The sequence below is a fragment of the Cognaticolwellia beringensis genome, from assembly GCF_002076895.1.
GTDB classification, from domain to species: Bacteria; Pseudomonadota; Gammaproteobacteria; order Enterobacterales; family Alteromonadaceae; genus Cognaticolwellia; species Cognaticolwellia beringensis.
Genome location: NZ_CP020465.1, coordinates 155,356 through 174,957, shown reverse-complemented (window position 1 = coordinate 174,957; position 19,602 = coordinate 155,356). Strand labels below are relative to the sequence as shown.

The 19,602-nt window shown below is 41.3% G+C and carries 15 protein-coding genes; 5 read left to right on the top strand and 10 right to left on the bottom strand.

Annotation, left to right across the window (positions count from 1 at the left end):
• Positions 1-195 precede the first annotated feature (195 nt).
• From B5D82_RS00690 to B5D82_RS00675, 4 genes are all read right to left on the bottom strand, one after another.
• On the bottom strand, positions 196-1,167 hold the full coding sequence (locus B5D82_RS00690; protein WP_081148414.1) for an NAD(P)H-dependent flavin oxidoreductase: 972 nt from the start codon (positions 1,165-1,167) through the stop codon (positions 196-198).
• Between the two features lie 137 nt (positions 1,168-1,304).
• On the bottom strand, positions 1,305-2,465 hold the full coding sequence (locus tag B5D82_RS00685) for an acyl-CoA dehydrogenase family protein (protein WP_081148412.1): 1,161 nt from the start codon (positions 2,463-2,465) through the stop codon (positions 1,305-1,307).
• A gap of 69 nt (positions 2,466-2,534) precedes the next feature.
• Entirely contained in the window at positions 2,535-3,317 is a 783-nt protein-coding gene (locus tag B5D82_RS00680; protein WP_081148411.1) for an enoyl-CoA hydratase-related protein, read from the bottom strand.
• 54 nt (positions 3,318-3,371) lie between these two features.
• Positions 3,372-5,417, bottom strand: coding sequence for an acetate--CoA ligase family protein (locus tag B5D82_RS00675; RefSeq protein WP_172820611.1), 2,046 nt, complete (start codon positions 5,415-5,417; stop codon positions 3,372-3,374).
• 335 nt (positions 5,418-5,752) lie between these two features.
• On the opposite strand from B5D82_RS00675, the gene B5D82_RS00670 reads away from it, so the two are divergent.
• Positions 5,753-6,703: a GlxA family transcriptional regulator gene (locus tag B5D82_RS00670; protein ID WP_081148407.1), complete on the top strand. Its 951-nt coding sequence runs from the start codon at positions 5,753-5,755 to the stop codon at positions 6,701-6,703.
• 14 nt (positions 6,704-6,717) lie between these two features.
• On the opposite strand, the gene betI is transcribed toward B5D82_RS00670, so the two are convergent.
• A complete protein-coding gene (betI, locus tag B5D82_RS00665; RefSeq protein ID WP_081148406.1) occupies positions 6,718-7,365 on the bottom strand; it encodes a transcriptional regulator BetI in 648 nt (215 codons plus the stop codon).
• Positions 7,366-7,681: 316 nt separating this feature from the next.
• Between betI and B5D82_RS00660 the strand changes: the two genes are divergently transcribed.
• The 4 genes from B5D82_RS00660 to B5D82_RS00645 all read left to right on the top strand — a co-directional run bounded on the left by B5D82_RS00660 (position 7,682) and on the right by B5D82_RS00645 (position 13,398).
• Positions 7,682-9,331 carry a 5-guanidino-2-oxopentanoate decarboxylase gene (locus B5D82_RS00660; protein WP_081148404.1) on the top strand — a complete coding sequence of 550 codons (1,650 nt, stop codon included), beginning with the start codon at positions 7,682-7,684 and terminating at the stop codon, positions 9,329-9,331.
• A complete protein-coding gene (locus B5D82_RS00655; protein ID WP_081148402.1) occupies positions 9,328-10,527 on the top strand; it encodes a pyridoxal phosphate-dependent aminotransferase in 1,200 nt (399 codons plus the stop codon). The genes B5D82_RS00660 and B5D82_RS00655 overlap by 4 nt, the downstream gene beginning before the upstream one ends.
• An 84-nt stretch (positions 10,528-10,611) precedes the next feature.
• Positions 10,612-12,030, top strand: coding sequence for an aldehyde dehydrogenase family protein (locus B5D82_RS00650; protein ID WP_081148400.1), 1,419 nt, complete (start codon positions 10,612-10,614; stop codon positions 12,028-12,030).
• A 108-nt stretch (positions 12,031-12,138) separates the two neighbouring features.
• A complete protein-coding gene (locus B5D82_RS00645; protein WP_081148398.1) occupies positions 12,139-13,398 on the top strand; it encodes an MFS transporter in 1,260 nt (419 codons plus the stop codon).
• 130 nt (positions 13,399-13,528) lie between these two features.
• Here the strand turns inward: B5D82_RS00645 and B5D82_RS00640 are convergent, their stop codons facing one another.
• From B5D82_RS00640 to B5D82_RS00625, 5 genes are all read right to left on the bottom strand, one after another.
• Positions 13,529-15,118: a tetratricopeptide repeat-containing sulfotransferase family protein gene (locus tag B5D82_RS00640; protein WP_081148396.1), complete on the bottom strand. Its 1,590-nt coding sequence runs from the start codon at positions 15,116-15,118 to the stop codon at positions 13,529-13,531.
• A 173-nt stretch (positions 15,119-15,291) separates the two neighbouring features.
• A complete protein-coding gene (locus B5D82_RS00635) occupies positions 15,292-17,679 on the bottom strand; it encodes a TonB-dependent receptor (RefSeq protein ID WP_081148394.1) in 2,388 nt (795 codons plus the stop codon).
• 506 nt (positions 17,680-18,185) lie between these two features.
• The gene (locus B5D82_RS19815) at positions 18,186-18,344 is read right to left on the bottom strand and encodes a hypothetical protein (protein WP_157673818.1); all 159 of its coding nucleotides are present in this window, start codon (positions 18,342-18,344) and stop codon (positions 18,186-18,188) included.
• Between the two features lie 38 nt (positions 18,345-18,382).
• Positions 18,383-18,733: a ribonuclease E inhibitor RraB gene (gene rraB / locus B5D82_RS00630; protein WP_081148392.1), complete on the bottom strand. Its 351-nt coding sequence runs from the start codon at positions 18,731-18,733 to the stop codon at positions 18,383-18,385.
• Entirely contained in the window at positions 18,733-19,506 is a 774-nt protein-coding gene (locus B5D82_RS00625) for a 1-acylglycerol-3-phosphate O-acyltransferase (RefSeq protein ID WP_081148390.1), read from the bottom strand. The genes rraB and B5D82_RS00625 overlap by 1 nt, the downstream gene beginning before the upstream one ends.
• Positions 19,507-19,602 lie beyond the last annotated feature (96 nt).

Genomic DNA, 19,602 nt, shown 5'->3' with positions numbered 1-19,602 from the left:
GCTTTTTCATTTTTGTTAACCCGTGCTAAATAATCCCAATTGGGTTAATTAAGTGTTCTACTTTATACGCTTAAAAAGCAGCTAAGTGTCAGATAGTTATTTTATAACAAGTGACTCAGTACAGTACGTTTCTAAATGCCTAATAAACGGTATTCATACTGCGATAATGATGAAATACCGCAGTAGTTAGTTGCCTTAACCCACTATCGACATTAATCGATTTTTTATAATACTTTCAGCATCACTAACAATACGAGTCACCAATTCATCGATAGTCGGCACGTCATAAACTAAGCCAGAAGACATTCCTGCCCACCAAATACCATGCTCCATATCGCCACTTTCGAGTAATTCACCGCCACGCTGTCCAGACACTAATGGCGCGACATCATCAAATTCGCTCCCCTCTCGACTTTCAATGGCGGCAACTTCCATAGAAATGCTATTTTTAAAAACCCGAGCGGTATTTTTAAATTTTCTAAAAATTAGCTGAGTATCAAGTTCGGTTGCACCAACCAGCTTATCCTTAAGGTTTTGATGAACGCGGGCTTCTTGCGTACAGAGAAAACGTGTTCCCATGCTAACGGCATCAGCGCCCAATGCTAGTGCTGCTGCTAAACCTCGACCATCACTAAAACCTCCACAGGCTATAACCGGAATATCTAATTCATCGACCGCTCGAGGTACTAAGATCAACGAAGGAATATCATCTTCGCCTGGGTGTCCGGCGGCTTCAAAGCCATCAATGGTGACCGCTGCACAGCCTACTGCTTGAGCTTTTTTTGCATGACGAATCGAGGTGCATTTATGAATAACCTTGATACCGGCCGCATTGAACATCGGCATAAACGGTGCTGGACTTCGCCCTGCCGTTTCAACAACTTTGATACCCGCATCTATAATAACTTGCGCATACTCTTCGTAAGGCGGCGGTGTCAGTGTTGGTAAAATAGTCAAATTGACGCCAAAAGGTTTGTCCGTCATTGAGCGAGTGCGCTCAATTTCTTTTGCCAGCAAAGCCGGTGTAGGCTGCGTTAAAGCACTTAAAAATCCTAATGCGCCAGCATTAGCAACAGCGGCTACGAGTTCTGCAGTTGACACACGCTGCATGCCACCTTGAATAACTGGATGCTCTATATTTAACATTTCAGTAATTGACGTTTTCATCTTTTTCTACTCCAAAAATCAGTTTGTTTTGCCTGTTAGTAACGATACTAATCGGACTAAATAATTTAACTCGTCAAAGTCAGCCAAGCTTTAATCAGCGCTAACTCATTAGCACTGATGATTTCGCACTGATTAAATTAACTTTCGACGGTGCGTAACAATTCTCGTGAGATAATATGGCGCTGAATCTCAGAAGTACCTTCCCAAATTCTTTCTATGCGGGCATTACGCCATATACGCTCTACTGGCGATTCATCCATTAAACCCATACCACCAAAAATTTGTACCGCTTCATCCGCAACCTTGCCTAGCGTTTCGCTGGCAAATAATTTCGCCATACCCGCATCACCATCTGTCATGGTATCGAGATCCATTTTCTGTGCAGTATATAAAGTTAAAAGGTCCGCCGCGCGAATATTGGTTGCCATGTCTGCTAGCTTGAAAGACACCCCTTGTTTTTTACCAATGGCTTCGCCAAACTGTTTACGCTCAGCCGCCCAAGTAACGGATAAGTCCATGGCGCGTTGAGCTTGTCCGACACAATTTGCTGCTACCATCACGCGTCCGGCATTTAGCCAGTCACTAGCAACATCCCAGCCTTTACCCTCTTCACCCAATATTTTGGCCGCAGGCACACGACAGTCATCAAAAAACATTTCATATTGTTCGTAACCTAAGTTACTCACACAGGTCGGTCCTTTTCGTATCACTAAACCGGGAGTATTAGTATCAACCAAGAATGAGGTGACTTGATTACGTGCCCGGCCTTTTACTTCAATAACATCAGTAACAGCAAAAACAATGGCAAAATCGGCATCACCAGCATGACTGATAAAGTGCTTAGATCCGTTTAAGATAAAGTCGTCACCGTCTCTAACCGCACGAGTTCTAATACTTGCCGCGTCTGAGCCAGCATCAGGTTCCGTCAGGGCAAAACAATCAACTTTTTCACCACGTACACAAGGCAATAGGTATTCTTCGATTTGTTTGCCTTTACAAGCCATCAGTATTTTACTGGGTCTTGCTACATAAACATGTAACGCCCAACCCACTTTAGATAATTCACGTTCAATTATCGCTTGGGAAAGGTAGTCAAGTCCTGGCCCACCAACACTTTCAGGCATATTAAACGCATAGAAACCCGCCGCTATGGCTTTATCTCTGATCTTTGCCGCAAGTTCTTTAGGTACTTCACGAAGTCGTTCAACTTCGGCTTCATGCGGCAATAATTCTTTTTCAACGAAGCTATTTACCGCTTCGATTAGCATGTTGTGTTCTTCTGTTAGTTGAAAGTCCATAACAATACGGCCCTTAAATATAAATTTTATTTGATAAAGTAACGAGCAAATTGATTGCTGCCAATTCAGTTAACAGCCACGCCATTTCGGCTCACGACGCTCTTGATGAGCTTTTGCCCCTTCAGTAGCATCTTCACTTTTAAGCATTTTTTGAAACTCTGGCCATTTTCCTGAGCGCAGCTCCTGGTAACTTTGGGCAAATGACAGCGTTTCTGTTTCTCTAACCACTTCTTTAATCGCGGCAACAGAAAGCGGAGCTGATTTCATAATTTTTTCTGCAAGTTCGTAAGCATGTGCTAACAACTGTGCTTGTGGTACCACCGAATTTACTAAGCCAAGGTCCGCCGCTTCGTTCGCGCTTAACCGTTTACCGGTTAACAATAACTCCATCGCCTTAACCCGAGGCATTATTTTAGGTAGTACGAACGAGGCGATGTCTGGCACAACGCCCACTTGTGATTCAGGCAGCCAAAATTGGGCATTGTCAGCCGCAACGACAAAATCTGCATTAAGTAACATTTCAAAGCCGGCGCCTAATGCATAGCCATTAACCGCACATATAACAGGTTTGAGTAACGTGTCCATTTCAGGAAATCCGCCAAAGCCACCTTCACCGAAATCACCGGTATATTCTTCACCTTCGGCAATGGCATTTAAGTCCCAACCACCGCAAAAAAACTTTTCGCCCGCGCCAGTTAAAATAGCTACCCGAAGTTCAGGATCATCGCGAAACTGCGCAAATACCTTGCCCATTTCTCGGCTTAACTTGGCATCAATCGCATTACCTTTTGGCTTATCTAACACTATTTCAAGTATTTGGCCTTTGGTGCTTACATGTAAATATTCTGACATTTCGCTTCTCCTGTAAAAAATTTATGCATTAGCGTTACCTCGCTAACAATTATCTTATGCTCTGATACTTAATAACGCATCGGCGGCAACGGCCCCTTTACCACTAGCGCGAAGCATTAATGGGTTAATATCTAATTCTTCGATTTTATCGCGATTTTCTTCCGCAAAATGAGCTATCGCTAAAATGGCATCAACTGCCGCATCAAGGTCGGCGATTTCACGTCCACGAAAACCGTTGAACAAAACCGCACTACGTAAACTCTGCAAGGCACTCAGCACTTCTTGGCGGCTAACGGGTAATAGTAACGAGCGACTATCACGCATTAATTCAACTAAAATACCGCCAGCGCCAATTACAAGATAAAGGCCAAATTGCTCATCTCGCACCACACCGACGATAATTTCAGCAACCACTTCATCAATCATCTCTTCAATTAGAAAACGTTCTGCTAAATGTGCCATAGCTTTTACAGCTTGGCTGACCTCATCGGCCGAATTCAGATTTAACTTTACGGCGCCAACATCAGTTTTGTGCGCTACACCTAAGGCTTTAACAACTAGTGGATAGTTAAGTTTGCCTGCTGAGTGACGGGCTTGCTCAGGGCAAGTGACAATTTCACTTTTAGGCACCACCACGCCAAATTCAGCTAGGCGTTGCTTTGCTTGCGCTTCGTCTAACAGTGTTAGCGGTGCATTTGCAGCGCTTATTTTACTACTCAATATCTCGACCGGTAATGGCGACTGCCACGCGATACCAATATCCGCGGCGGCTTGCAACCCTTCTATCCCCGCTTTAAGTCCAGCTAAAGGCACTATTGAGTTAGCCATTAAGTGTTTCGCGGTACTTTCTGGCATACATTCTGGCATTGTTGCAAGCACCGCGACTTTGGCTTTCGTTTGCGCTACCGCATTAATGATAGCTTGCTGCGCTGGCTGCCAGTTTTCATCCGTACAACGATCCGGACGTGGATAATCAAAAACACAGAGCGATATATCAAACTCTTGCTCGATAAAGGCAGTAAAAGTAGAGGCCAATCTTGTCGTGTCTAACCAATCAAACAGTTGATAATCTAATGGATTTGAAACCGAGACTAAGTCATGCACCGTATTTCTAATACTATTTTGATGATTATCTGACAATACAGACAATTCAAGTCGTCCTGCTTCAACAGCATCAGCCACTAGCGCACCATCGCCGCCAGACGGGCTCATTGAACCGAGTTGATAGCCATTTAATGGACCATGAACATGCAGGACTTTTAGTGCTTCAATTAATCCCTCCATCGAATAGACCCGGCCTACACCATTGCGTGTAAATAAGGTGGAAATCAACTCATCTGAACCAGCTAAAGAAGCCGTATGTGACATCGTTATTTTTTGCGCTGCTGCCGAGCGACCTGACTTAATAGCCACTACAGGTTTACCGAGTTCGCGAGCAAAACGCACCGCACTTTCAAAAGCACTTGGGTCGCTAATCCCCTCAATGTAAAGACCTATCGCGGTAACACTGGTTTGTTTAGCAAATTCTCTAATGGCATCATGAAGATCAAATTTTACCTTATTACCTAAGGAAACCATGTAACTGATAGGAAGTCCGCGCTGCTGCATGGTTAAATTAACTGCCACATTAGAAGACTGCGTAATTATAGCGACACCAGATTCAACTTTTTCACCACCATGTTGGTCCGGCCAAATAATGGCTTGGTCAACATAATTAATTAAACCGTAACAGTTTGGTCCTAATAGCGGCATATTTCCCGATACTTTCAACAGCTCTTTCTCTAATGCTTGCCCTTCTTCTCCTGATTCGGAAAAGCCAGTCGCATAACAAATAGCGCCACCCGCGCCAAGTTCCGCTAGCTCAGCAACAATCGATAATGTTAAATGTCTATTTACCGCGACATAAGCCGCATCAGGTGCTGCTGGTAAATCTTTAACTGAAGGGTAAACTTTGAGACCAGCAATCTGCTGCTTTTTTGGGTGTACAGGCCAAAGTTCTCCTTGATAGCCAGAGTTGATACATTGACGAATAACCTCTTCAGCTTCTCTTCCACCGATGATGGCGATATTGCGTGGTTGCAGAAAACGAGCAAATGACATAACTTTCATCCTGATTCAACTGAGCATGGAATATAAATTGAGCAACTAGGCAGGTTGTTATCGAAATATTAAAAGGCTTTTAGCACAAAACTTAAACTTTATTTGTTAAGGACTAAAAAACATTTACCTAGTGACAAAACCATACTAATCAAACAATCTCGCTAACAAGTTGCTTTATTTGCCAAAATAGATACACTTTTCGACATAGCGATGAGTAAATGTTCAACCCTTTTTCATTAGTACGACATATTTTTCAGGAAAAGCTAAATGCCATTTGCTGCTTACTATGGACACAGACTTTTTATATTTCCAATACCCCCTAATAACGAGATAAAATGACAATGAAACACTACTGTTACTTATTGCTGCCAGAATTTAGTAATTTATGCTTATTTAATTCTATTGAACCTCTAAGAGCGGCTAACAGTTTTATTGATGGCCCTGGTTACCAATGGTCTTTAGTATCGATGGATGGTAATGCCGTAACTAGCTCCAGTGGTTTTGAAATGCGCGTAAACTTTGGTATTAATCAATTGCTAGAGTCAGAAAAGCCAGATGTGTTGATTGTGTTAGCAAGCTATAACTATCAAAGGCACAGTACAGATGCGGTAATCGAAAAATTACGCCAATTGAAAAACCATATAAAAGTCATTGGCGGGCTAGATTCAGGCAGTTATCCTCTGGCAAAAGCTAAATTACTTAATGGATATCGTGCGACGATTCATTGGGCTGAAATTGAGACCTTTAGCGAGCAGTTTCGTCAGGTCGATGTTTGCAATAATCGCTATGTTATTGACCGAAATCGTATAAGTTCGGGTGGGGCGACTACTGCACTTGATCTAATGCTGTCGATTATAAGTCATGATTTTGGTAAAGAAATAGCCATTGCAGTATCTGACTTACTCATTTTTGATACCGAGCGTTCGGGCAGTACCCCACAACGTGAGCACGTGCCGGCGATGATAGAAAATCAGACACCACGGCTGGCTCGCGCAATAAAACTTATGGAACGCAACATAGAAACACCATTAACTGTTGCTGAAATAGCCGGACAAACGTTCGTGTCTCAACGCCAATTAGAGCGAGACTTTAAGAAGGTTTTAGGTAATAGCATCGCCGGTTACTACTCAAGATTACGGATCATGTTCGCACAGCGACTGTTAACAGAAACCAGTTTAAATACCACCGCAATCGCTATCCGCTCAGGTTACAGTTCACGGGCTTCTTTTAACCGCTCTTATAAAAGAATATTAGGTAAAACGCCGACGGATGATAGAAGAAACTAAGTAAGAACGACTCTCTATGCCAGGCGTTTTAAACAATTATTGACGAGGGCATCTACCCAGCATTGACAAATTTTTGCCGCCTCATCAGGTGAAAAGTTACTTGGGTTTAGCGACCATTCTAGCCATAATCCATCCATTAACGCCGACAGACCAGTTGCAGCAAGTCGAATGTTAATACCTTCAATAGCGAGTTCTTTTACCGTTTCGGCCATCAGATTTTCTAGTGTCATTATGACTTTGTTATTCACTTCATTGCGTAGTACAGCTATTGCCGGTTTTTGTTTGCTCAAGCCCCAAAACACCAACCAAATCATTAAATAGTCTTTATCTAATACTGGCCGGCGAAAACTCACATCGATAAATAAGCGTAATTTATTCAGTGCAGAGGGATCGCTTGCATGGGCTAACGATTGATTAATGCGTGTGTAGATATCTTTGGTTAAATAACGATAAGCCTCGGTAAGCAACTCTTCTTTACCAGAAAAATGGTGCGTTAAAAGCCCCGCAGAGACTCCCGCTTCCTGGCAAACTTTACGTACAGACAGCCCGGCATGGCCTTCTTTGATTATACAGCGCAATGTGGCATCAATAAGTGCTAATCGCCTTTCATCTGGGCTTAATCGTGTGCCTGTTTTTGCTGGACTAGCAAATAAACCTTTCATGGTATTTCCCTAAAACACGTTGTTATTTATGTCGATTTAAACTTAACCGACTAATATATATAGTAATAAATTAAATAAAAAAATAAAGTGACAGCACGCTATTGTACACTCGTATAGTAACATGCTAGCTTAATAGCACAAAACAGTTACTAACAAAAAATGACGACAGGTTTAAATAGCGGCCGTTAATTTATAAGAAATGGGCTAGCAAAAATTTTTAAACCACTATTGAACGACCGTACAGCAAGCTTCTTCCCAGCTAATTATTGTACGGTCGTATAACAACATACTAAATTGCGTTAAAGAGGTTTACACCATGACAACAAAGATAATAAATGAACTTACCTGTGGACAAGCGTTGGTCAAACTACTAGAAGCCTATGGTGTTGATACCGTTTTTGGTATCCCGGGTGTTCATACGTTGGATCTCTATGACGGTTTAAGTGGCAGTACCATACAACATGTATTAGCCCGACATGAACAAGGCGCTGGCTTTATGGCCGACGGCTATGCTCGTGTCACAGGCAAGCCCGGCGTTTGTTTTACCATCACAGGTCCTGGTGTAACCAATATTGCCACCCCTATGGGGCAAGCGTTTGCTGACTCCATTCCTATGCTAGTGATCAGTAGCGTGAACAAAGTTAACTCTATGGGTCGCGGACGTGGTGAATTACACGAAACTAAAGATCAGCGCGCTATTACCACGCCTATTACCGCTTTTAGTGCCACCGCATATAGCCCAAGCGAAGTGCCTGCTCTTATTGCCAGAGCTTTTAGTATTTTCAATAGTGAACGTCCTAGACCGGTATTTATAGAATTGCCGCTTGATGTGATTAACGCGCCAATTAATAACGATTGGTTAAGTAAGCCAGTGCAGTTAGCTCCCCGACCTGCACCACAAAATCGCACAGTGATACAAGCAACCGACATGCTCAGTCAAGCAAGAAAACCGATCATTATCGCCGGCGGTGGTGCAATAGCAGCAGGCGGTGAGCTGCAACAATTAGCAGAACAGCTTGGCGCAGCGGTATTTACCACGGTGGCAGCAAAAGGGTTACTACCAACGGATCATCCGCTCTACGCCGGTTCAATATTATGCGTTGAGCCAAGCTGGCAATTTTTAGCAGATGCCGATGTTATTTTAGCAGTAGGTACCGAGTTAGCCGAAACCGATATGTGGCGAGAGAAACTGCCACTTTCAGGCAAACTAATTCGTGTCGATATTGATCCAGAAAAAATGAATGACTTGTATTTGGCCGATCTGCCAATTATCGCCGATGCTGCTTGTACGCTAGACGCCTTTTACAAAGCGTTATCAAGCGCAGAGAAAGTAAACGCTCAGAGCACAACGGCCATGTTGAAGACATTGAAAAATCGAGTAAAAACCGACGTTGAACCGTTACAAAAAATACACCAACAAGTGCTGGATGTTGTCGCCCGTGTTTTACCTGATGATAGCTTTATCTCTGCCGATATGACGCAAATAGCCTACACAGGTAATTACTTATTTGAGGTTAATAAACCGCGTTCATGGCTACACCCCACAGGCTATGGCACCTTAGGTTATGCATTACCGGCCAGTATCGGTGCTAAGTTTGGCGCCCCTGAACGCCCAGGTTTAGTTTTGGCAGGCGATGGCGGTATTTTATATACCATTCAAGAATTAGCCACGGCCTGTGAAGAGCTTAAATCGCCGTTGGTTGTTTTATTATGGAACAACGATAGCTTAGGACAAATACGAGACGATATGGTGGCGCAAGGCATAGAGCCCATTGGCGTTAACCCTAAAACTCCGGACTTTATTAAAATTGCTCAAGGCTTTGGCTGCAATACCGCCAAACCAGATTCATTGCAGGCACTAGAACAAAATTTACGCGACGCCTTTACCTTCAAAGGCGTGACCTTAATCCAAATGAACGAAAACTATCTACGTTCAACTACGCACTTATCAGGAGCATCAGCATGAAATATTCTGCCTTAACTACCCGCATAGGCGGTGACTCTGCTGATGCTTGGCAAATTCTATATCGTGCAATGGATCGACAAAAAGCCGGAGACGATGTCGTCATTCTTGCCGTTGGTGATCCTGACTTCGATACCCCTCAGCCAATAATAGATGCGGCAATCAACGGCTTACAAACCGGCGCAACGCATTACACCGATGTCGTTGGTGATGCCGAGTTAAGAACTATCATAGCCGACTGGCATAGTCAGTCCACAGGTCAAAAAGTCAGTAAAGCACAAGTTGTGGTGATGAATGGCGCCCAATGTGCATTATATGGTGCGGCACAATGTATTATGGAAGCGGGTGCAGAAGTGATTATTCCTGAGCCTATGTACACCACTTATGAAGCCTTATTCAATGCCACGGGTGCTAAGGTAATTAAAGTGCCGATGCGACCAGAAAATAACTTTCAAGTTTTGCCGGAAGATATTGCTGCTGCTGTTACCGATAAAACCACCGCTATTTTAATCAATAGCCCTAACAACCCAACCGGTGCGGTTTTTCCGCGCAGTACCATGGAAGCCGTAGCAGAGATATGTAAGCGACATGATTTATGGCTTATTTCAGATGAAGTGTATTCAACCGTTACCTTTGGCACCGAGCACTTTAGTCCTTGCGCACTGCCTGGTATGGCTGAGCGCACTATCACCATTAATAGTTTATCAAAATCTCATGCCATGACAGGCTGGCGTTTAGGTTGGGTAGTCTGCCCTGAAGAAATGGCCTTACATTTGGGTAACTTAACCCTGTGTATGCTATTTGGTAGTCCAGCATTTATCCAAGACGCCGCAAAAGTTGCCCTTACCACCAAGTTACCCGAGCTTGAGCAAATGCGACAAACTTATCAGCGCCGCCGTGATGTATTTTATCAACAGCTGAAAAATATTGAAGGTATTCATTGTCACTTGCCAGAAGCGGGCATGTTTTTAATGGTTGATATTAGAGCGACCGGTATGTCGAGCCAAGACATGGCGGAATTACTGCTCAATAAATTTGATGTTGCCACCTTACCTGGTGTTGCTTTTGGCCCATCAGGCGAAGGTCACATCAGAGTGAGTCTAGGTGTTTCAGAAGAAGATTTAGTGAAAGCGAGTCATCGAATTGCCGCCTGCATTGATTATATTCAAGCAAATAAGCATCAGCAAGATTTAGGCTAAGATTTAGGCTAAGGCTTTGTTCTACTAAATAATAAAGTCAGTATTAATGGAACAGCTGTCCATTAATACTGACCGGAGTAATAAATGATTAATTATCAACAACTGTTTATCAATGGTGACTGGCAAAGTTCAACCAGCGAGCAATATTCAACAGTCACCAATCCGGCCACAGAGCAAGCGATAGCCAGTGTTATCTCAGGTAATCGCGATGACGTAAATCGCGCAGTACAAGCAGCAAAAACAGCGTTTAAAAGTTGGTCGAGCACCTCCGGCGCTGAACGAGCACATTTTCTTACTGTATTAGCGAAAAAACTCACAGAACGAGAACATGAACTTGCAGCATTAATTTCTGACGAACTAGGCATGCCGCGCCATTTAGCTTTAGATATTCAAGTTAGAGGTCCTATTCAAGGCATCATATCTTATATTAACTATGCCCATTTAATGGATGATAGCGAGCAAGTGGGCAACTCCATTATAGTGAAAGAAGCCATTGGTGTTTGCGCCTTGATCTGTCCTTGGAATTATCCGTTACATCAACTCATTGGCAAGATTGCTCCCGCTATTGCTGCTGGCTGCACTATGATCGTCAAGCCCAGTGTCGAAGCACCATTAAGCGCTTTCTTTTTAGCTGAGATTTGTGCCGAAATAGGTTTACCAGCCGGCGTTTTAAATATTGTGACTGGACCTGGACGTGAAATCGGTGATGCACTTTGTACGCATCCCGATGTTGATATGGTGTCATTTACCGGCTCGAACCAAGTGGGCGTCAGTGTCATGAAAGCCGCAAGCGATTCAGTAAAACGAGTTTGCCAAGAGCTGGGTGGTAAATCTGCGCTTATCATTACCGAAGATGCTGATCTTGAGGCGGCTGTAAAGTACGGCGTCGAAGATATTATGTGTAATTCTGGCCAAACCTGCACTGCATTAAGTCGCATGTTAATACCGCGCAGTCATTACGAGCAAGCCATAACCATTGCGAAATCGGAAGCAGAGACAATTGTGATTGGTAGTCCGCTAGATTCACGCAGTGATATGGGACCTTTAGTGTCAGCACATCAGCAACAAAGCGTTTTAGACTACATTCAACAAGGAATTAATGAAGGAGCTCGCTTAGTGACTGGGGGATTAGGTAAACCCGCAGGATTAAGCACTGGCTACTATGTTAACGCCACTATTTTTGCCGATGTAGAAAATACAATGACCATAGCGCAAGAAGAAATTTTTGGCCCTGTGCTGTCAATCATTCCTTATGACGATATTGACCAAGCTATTGAGATTGCCAATGACAGTATTTTTGGTCTATCAGGCGCAGTTTGGGCCGCTAATAAAGCGCAGGCGATAACAATAGCGAAAAAAATCAAGTCAGGACAAGTCTTTATCAACGGTGCACAATTTAACTACCAAGCCCCTTTTGGTGGTTATAAGCAATCGGGTAACGGCAGAGAATGGGGCGAAGATGGCTTAAAAGAATTTATAGAAATAAAAGCCATGCAAGTTTAGCACTATCAGGCCAAAACTATTGCCATGTTCAAATAACAAGCACGATAAAAAAATTCATCAACTAAGCTTTTGGTTTTGAATGAACAAACCAAATTACAGGTGTTATAAATGTTAGAACATACGTCAAATCAGCAACAGCACGTGAATAAAAAAATGACTGACACCTGGGCGGTACTGCTCAGCATTGGTATTTTTCTCACCGTAAATAATATTATTTATAACGTACTCTTTATAATTTTAGGCTCCGCCGCGGATCTAAAAGGTTATAGTGAACCACAAATAGGCTTATTAGGTACCGTGTATTTAATCGGCCAAATGGTCGCTAACTTATCCAGTGTTTTATGGGTCAGAAAGCTGAATTGGAAGCTGATGATCGGCCTAGCAACCATTGTTTCGGTACTGTCTTTATATGCCGCTGCTTTTGTAGACTATAATGGCTTCTTAATTTTACTAACGATTACAGGTTTAGCCTGCGGTGTCGCGCAAGCTTGCGTTATGTGTTGTATCAGCGGTTTACAAGATCCCACGAAAGCTTATAGCCTAGGGTTAGGCTTACAAGTCGTAGTAGCCGGTGCGGTGATTTATTTTCTGCAACTGCACGTTACGCCCAACTATGGTTACGCTGGTTTGCTGTTTACCATTGCAGGGTTATTTGCCTTCTCGCTATTTTTCCTTTTCTCCATGCCGAGTACTGATGATAGAACTAGCAGCATAGTTCAACATGCAACCACCAGTAAAATGCCAAGCAAAGTTTCAGTGCCTTCGTTGATCGCCCTCGGTGGTATTGGTATTTACTTTATTGGCCAAACTGGTATTTGGGGCTTTTTAGAACGAATCGCGGTATCAAAAAACATGGATTATGAATTTATTGGTATTGTGCTAGGGGCGGTATTGGTGCTTTGCTCAATTGGCGCATTTTTGGCCATTAAAGTGGGTAGTCGTTACGGTATATTAAAGCCAATGATATTTGGCATTGGGCTATTTTTCATATCAGTAGTCCTTTGGATGATCAGTGATAACAAATGGGTTTACGCGTTATCTGCCCTTATTTATGCCAGCGCGTGGAATTTTTGCTTGCCTTATCAGTTATTAGCGGTCAATAAAACCGATAAAGACGGCAGCTATGCTGCCATGATACCTGCTTTTCAATCCATAGGTGGCGCTGTCGGTCCGGCAATGGCAGGCATTTTGATTTTTGATGGCAACTTTATCTATGTCTATCTATTGGCCATCTTCACCAGCATTGCCAGCTTAGTTATTTTTTGGATGGTAACGAAAAGGCACAGTGATGAAGATGCGACCAATGCGCTAAAGCTTAAAAACTCGACCCCGAAAAAAGAAGACGAATACCGAACGATACCCAGTTGAACATGTGCAGAATTTAGCGTGATGATATATATATCCACGCTAAATACCAAGTACAGACAGTTAAAATAACAGCACAAAAACTAATAACGCCTAACAGATTAATTAAATCATTCGTTAGGCGTTTTAATCACTATAACTTAATTTTAGCAGCTTTAAGCCTCTGAATTAATGGCATAAGCTCTTTTTCATAGTGGCGCCATTTGGCAACTGAGTGGTTGTAGATCGGTTGCCTAACTTGCGCAGCACTGGCGGTGGTTGACGCACTTTTATTATCATAAAAGCGTAAGCACTGCGCTTGCCAAGGCAAGTCACAAAACGCTAATAATCGCTTGGTTTCTGCTTCCGAATGATTAACCAGCTGTTCATATTCAATATCATAAATCACCCCTGGCATAAGCTCATGCCAATGCTGCATCAGTTTGTCATAGGCAATGTAATAATTGGCTATTTCTTCCAAGTTATAAGAAAACGCATAAGAATTTTTAAATAATTTTTTATAAATAGCGTAACAAGTATCAAGCGGATGACGGCGCAGATGAATAATCTTAGCATTCGGTAACGCCTGATGAATGAGACCAGCGTACAGAAAATTCAAGGGCATTTTATCAATCAACCGATCTTCTGCAGGCACAAGTTCAGCAATACTGGTTACATACGCTTTACCTAATTGATCAAAATCAACATTTTGGCTAAGCGCGACAAGGTCAGCCGACTTATCTTTTGTTTCGTGTTTTAAGCGTTGGCACAAGTCCACTAAAGTGGTGGCAAAATTATTCAACTCACCGGCAGAGGTTACTTCAGAGTGACTTTCTAGGATACGTTCAACCAGAGTAGTGCCTGTGCGTGGCAAGCCAATAATAAAGATAGGCGCTTGTTTAGACGAACCTTTAGCTGTGTTATTTCGCCAAGATTGATTAAAACTTTGCATAACACGTGCAATGGTTTGGGTTTCTTTTTCCGCATCATACTGCATGTGTTCTCTACGGATATCAGCACCGGCTTTTAAATATCGAAATGAGGCTTGATAGTTGCCGATATCTTCAAGCTCTTTGGCCAATGCATAGTTAATTTTGACACTATTTTTTGGCTCTTTGATGCCTTGTTCCAAAAGCTCTTGTAACTGTTTAATATGATTATTATCGGTTTTTTGCGTAATAATGTCAGAACGTAAGGCTATGGCTTCATAATCTTGAGGATTAAATTCAATGGCTTTATTTAATGCCGATTCTGCAGCCGGCATATTACCCAAAAAACGCTCAATGGTAGCGATATTATAAAACAACGAAGCACTTTTATGCCCTCGCTGAACGAGATCGAGATAGAGCTGCAATGCCTGTGGGTAGAGCTTTAAACTACTTAAACATGCCCCCAAAACACCACACCATTCTGAATTTTCAGGGGCTAAAGCATAAACCTTTAACGCTAAGTCCTTTGCTTCTTTAAATTTTTCGCAAGCATGTAAACATTTTATTTTTTTAAGCTTAGTCGGAATATCATCAGGATTTAACTGCAATATTTTATTAATTGAATCTAAAGCGTCTTTAGGCTGTTTATTCATTAATTGTATTTGCGAGAGTAATTGCCATGCTGGTATGTATTGTGGGAAAGTAAGCAGCAATTGCCGACATGCTTTTTCTGCATTGATATATTGTTTATTTTTTACTTGTTGAAGCACCTGCTCAAATGTTTGCTCTGCGATATTGTTATCTGCGTTTGCCATAGCGAAATTTCTCTACTTACTCTACTTACTCACATAGTAAGTGATGAACGATAAAATACCGTAACGTTTAAAACAAAAATGACCAGCGGCTATTCAAGATGATGTCTTGAATAGCCTACCAGCCAATATATATGTTAACGACTTATTTAACCTAGGTTATTTCACCTGAGAATTTAATAAGTATATTTAAGACCAAGACCTACCGTAAGCGGACGAGCAACATAGCTATAAATATCACGCTTAGTTGGATCAAGCGCGGCAAACTTTGAGCCTCGGGTATTGGTTGGCGCCCTTTCATTGGTAATATTATCAACAAATAAATTGACACTTAAGTTATCATTAAGCTTGATAAAAACCGAAGCGTTCAACATCGTGTAACTATCAACATGAGTAAAGTTATCTGTATCGGTTGAAAATGCCGTGGTTACTTCATCCGTAAACGAGCCATTCAGATGATAAGAAACCTCTAAGCTATCAATGTATTGAAAGTAGTTTATCGCTAATGTGACCATATTTTCAGGTACACCAGGTAATTTATCGCCATCAACACCATTAATACCATCGGTAGAAAAATCTTCGGTCAACTTTGCATCGGTATATGCGTAGCCAGCCGTGATATTTAAATCATCGGTAATACTGTAATGCCCTTCAAGCTCCAGTCCTTGAGAACTCGCTGTTTTACCATTTGTAAGGATAGTAAAACCACCATTAGGTGATGACGTTGTTAAAATAACATCGTCCCAATCAATGCGATAAGCGGCAACATTAAAGCGTAACTTTTTATCCAGTGCATAGCCTTTCGCACCTATTTCAAGGCTGAGCGCGGTATCGTTGGTATAGTTAACTAAATTTTCGGGTTCCGCCCACGGACCGGAGGTCGGAATACCATTACTACCACCATTTCTGAACCCTTCCGCTAAGGTCACATAAGCCATCACATCATCGGAAATATCATATGAGGTATTAAACTTAAAGATATGATCGCTAATATCTGATGAATTATCGCCACCGTAAACACCGCGAGGGTCGACACCGTCATCAGAATTCCAAGCGCCAAATAACGGCGAACGGTTCTCAATACTATTGGCAAACGATGTTTTAAAGAAACGAGCACCACCCGTAACTTGCCATTTATCAGTTAGTTGATAAGAAAGCTCACCAAACAATGCTTTATCTGTTGCTTCAACTTCTTGATATGATGCATAAAACAAGTCATTTTTTTCGCCCAAATCGTTCAGTGTTCTCACTTGCTCAGCAAAATAACCATTATTATCGTCTTGCCAATCATAAAAGCCACGATGGAAATCTTCGTTGCTTACACCTAACTCTTGTTTACTATAAAAAGCCCCAGCAATCCAACTTAAATTATCGTCGCCATTTGAAGATAATCGGATTTCTTGACTAAAGGTTTTCACGTCTTTGTCATATTCACCAATAATGGACTCACGCGGAAAACCATTATAGTAATAATCGCCCCAATAGCCTTTATTATAATATTCTGCAGATAAATCACCGTTTAAATCAGATTCACTTTCAAAACTTGAGGTTGCCGAGGTTAAGGTAGCAAAACCTAAATCAGCTTCTATTTCTAAAGAGCTTAAGCTAAGTTCTCGCTCTGAAGTCTCTCGAATACGCTGTAAACTTATATAATCACCACCATCTGTATGTTGGTCATTAGCCACTTGTCGATCACCAAATTTATCTTGCTGTATTTGATGACTTGCCGTAACGCTAATGTCGTCATTAACCAGCCATCTCCAACTAAGCTTTAGGTGTTTAATGGTTTCATCATTACTGTCTTTTTTAGAAAACTCTTTGTTCGGGCTATTTGGATCATTAGGGTCGGCAGCAATAGGCTGATTATTATCATCATAAGCATAAAGCCTATTGGCATCAATAAAGCCTGCTCGTTCGATATAACCGCCAACCGCGCGAATCGCCATATTGTCATTTAAAGGGACATTAAGTACCAAATGAGTGTCACTGTTAATATTACCAGCACCGTCAGTTTTTGAACCACGGGTATGAAATTCAAATTCAGTCTCATCAACATTGGGCTTTTTACTAATATATCGGATCGTGCCACCTAATGAACCTGAACCATATAAGGTACCTTGTGGCCCACGGAGTACTTCAACACGTTCAATATCTTTCAAAATCACATTATAGAATAATGGTGTTTCATCGACATAGACTGACACAGTGGGAGCAGCAACGGTTGCAAGATCAGTAAACCCTGAACTACTGGTGTTTAAACCACGGATAATTAAACCACTATTAATGCCAGAATCACGTCCGCCAGTGTCAGTATAAGCTAACCCGGGTACAGACTGAGCCAGTTTTGAAAAATCGACTATACCTTTTTTTTCTAGAGCTTCCGCTGTTGTCGCTGAAACATTATAAGGAACATCCATAATGGACGTTGTTCTTTTGGTCGACGTGACAATGATATTTTCAATGTCAGCATCTGCAGATACCGCCAAAGCAGGTACGCCTAAACTGGCCAATATTATGCTTTTTGTAAGTAAGTTAAGATGCTGTTTTTTTGTAGTCACTTTCATATCCGCTTTCCCTCGATTAATATTATTATTCTTCGACAACAACAAATTAATACGCTTAATCTGTTGTTAGGTTCAACAAGTCATGCTTTTATAATGACTCAGTCAGATCAAGTAAATGTTGCTTTTTTGGTCACAAAGGGTACGTTTTTCGACATTTCATGGCGGATATCGAGACAAAAAAATGATTTTTAGATAATTGAAATATCATTCTATATGACTCGTAACATCCAGTGAACAAGCGTAATAAGAGGGTATTATTGACAACATAGCCATTTGCCATAATAGGTATTTTTTCATGAAGATCTGCAGGCATAAATACGCCTAACTAAGCTTTAAAGTAGCTGTCTGTTATACCAATTTGATTAATTAAGTGATCTACTTTTTCATGAGGGAAAATGGATCATGACAAGGCATAAAATTTATAAGTGCTAAGATAGTACTGTTGGATTGTTAAGGTTGATGAGTTATAGCAAGAAAAAAACGCAAAGTGTCACCACTTTGCGTTTTTATGAATCCGGATTAAAGCCGTTTTTAATTTTCTCTATGCGCTCTTGATGCCGGTGATGTGCTTTTAGTGCTGCAACTGAAAACGCACCAACAATGGCTACAATCGGAATCAATAGCGCTAATGTTTCAGGTCTTAATAAAGTATTTAACCATTCCATCGGATAACCTTTTTTATTTTTATTTGTATTTTTATCAATTATTCTTCGAAATATGTGCCCCAACCATCATAATCAACTTTGCATTGTTTTGCCAATTCGAACATTTTTTTTGTTTCATCAAAAATAATATCAAAATCTAAAGCTTGCTCAGTAATAATGTCGAAAGCAAAAACCTTTTCACCCGTTTCCAATTCAGCTTCTTCTGGCTCTTCAATTTCAAAGCCATTTTTAAACGCGGTAATCGCAGCTTTTTCTAAAGTATCAAAGTCGACACTAGAAAAATGATGTTCTATCGTATGATGAACTTCTTCATTAGTGCCATCTTCAACTAACATAGCGATTAACTCTTCAGTGTGCTCTTTCCATTCTTGCAATTCTTCATCGATCATTATTTGCTCTCACTTGTTTGCTTATTCTGTGAATTTTCATCAGTTACTTGTGGAAGTTCATGACCCGTTTCTTCGCTTAATTGTGTTATTTTAACTAACATATCACTGCGTGTTTTATTGGTTATGCTTCGAATTTTGTCTTTATCTTTGGTGGATAAAATGACTGGTGGTAAAAATTCAATAATCATTTTGCCATTATCCCAGCGATTCAAGTTGATCGTTTTATGGGTGTTGCTCGCACAAACAGGAATAATGGGTACTTCTGCTTTTGCGGCTGTGCGAAATGCCCCAGTTTTAAAAGGTAATAAACCTCGCCCATAACTACGTGTTCCTTCTGGAAACAACCACACTGACAATTTTTTTTCTCGAATTTTGTTGGCGGTCATATCAATTGTATTCATGGCTTTATTTTTATTTTTACGATCAATTAAAATATTACCGGTGAGCCAATACATTTGTCCAAAAAATGGTATCCACTTTAAACTTTTTTTACCGACACTCACGGTTCCTGGCTGAACAGCAGCAGGCACAGTAAAAATATCATAACTATTCTGATGGTTACAAATGTAGACAACTGGGCCTATATTTTTTATCGACTCGGGTATTCTAACTTCTACCTCTAAGCCCAAAATTTTTGAAACTTTGCCGAGATACTTAGCCGTATGATGGACATTGTCGCGATGAAATGGTCGGATCAAACATAATATAATAGAGCAAAGAGAGATAAAAACTAAAGCTAAAGTCATCAATATGACACGAATAACAGCTAACAAAAGGCATTCCTAGAAAATTTATAAGGCGTGATTATACCTTTAATTTTTAAAATAGCTAAACCTACAACTCACCTTTAGACGTTAATATGCAACAAG

Bases quoted from the DNA above. Each gene is read 5' to 3' on its own strand.
- betI (WP_081148406.1), bottom strand. From the start codon at position 7,365: ATGAAAGGTTTATTTGCTAGTCCAGCAAAAACAGGCACACGATTAAGC.
- B5D82_RS00655 (WP_081148402.1), top strand. From the start codon at position 9,328: ATGAAATATTCTGCCTTAACTACCCGCATAGGCGGTGACTCTGCTGAT.
- B5D82_RS00680 (WP_081148411.1), bottom strand. From the start codon at position 3,317: ATGTCAGAATATTTACATGTAAGCACCAAAGGCCAAATACTTGAAATA.
- B5D82_RS00675 (WP_172820611.1), bottom strand. From the start codon at position 5,417: ATGTCATTTGCTCGTTTTCTGCAACCACGCAATATCGCCATCATCGGT.
- rraB (WP_081148392.1), bottom strand. From the start codon at position 18,733: ATGATCGATGAAGAATTGCAAGAATGGAAAGAGCACACTGAAGAGTTA.
- B5D82_RS00645 (WP_081148398.1), top strand. From the start codon at position 12,139: ATGTTAGAACATACGTCAAATCAGCAACAGCACGTGAATAAAAAAATG.
- B5D82_RS19815 (WP_157673818.1), bottom strand. From the start codon at position 18,344: ATGGAATGGTTAAATACTTTATTAAGACCTGAAACATTAGCGCTATTG.
- B5D82_RS00640 (WP_081148396.1), bottom strand. From the start codon at position 15,118: ATGGCAAACGCAGATAACAATATCGCAGAGCAAACATTTGAGCAGGTG.
- B5D82_RS00685 (WP_081148412.1), bottom strand. From the start codon at position 2,465: ATGGACTTTCAACTAACAGAAGAACACAACATGCTAATCGAAGCGGTA.
- B5D82_RS00670 (WP_081148407.1), top strand. From the start codon at position 5,753: ATGACAATGAAACACTACTGTTACTTATTGCTGCCAGAATTTAGTAAT.
- B5D82_RS00660 (WP_081148404.1), top strand. From the start codon at position 7,682: ATGACAACAAAGATAATAAATGAACTTACCTGTGGACAAGCGTTGGTC.
- B5D82_RS00635 (WP_081148394.1), bottom strand. From the start codon at position 17,679: ATGAAAGTGACTACAAAAAAACAGCATCTTAACTTACTTACAAAAAGC.
- B5D82_RS00650 (WP_081148400.1), top strand. From the start codon at position 10,612: ATGATTAATTATCAACAACTGTTTATCAATGGTGACTGGCAAAGTTCA.
- B5D82_RS00690 (WP_081148414.1), bottom strand. From the start codon at position 1,167: ATGAAAACGTCAATTACTGAAATGTTAAATATAGAGCATCCAGTTATT.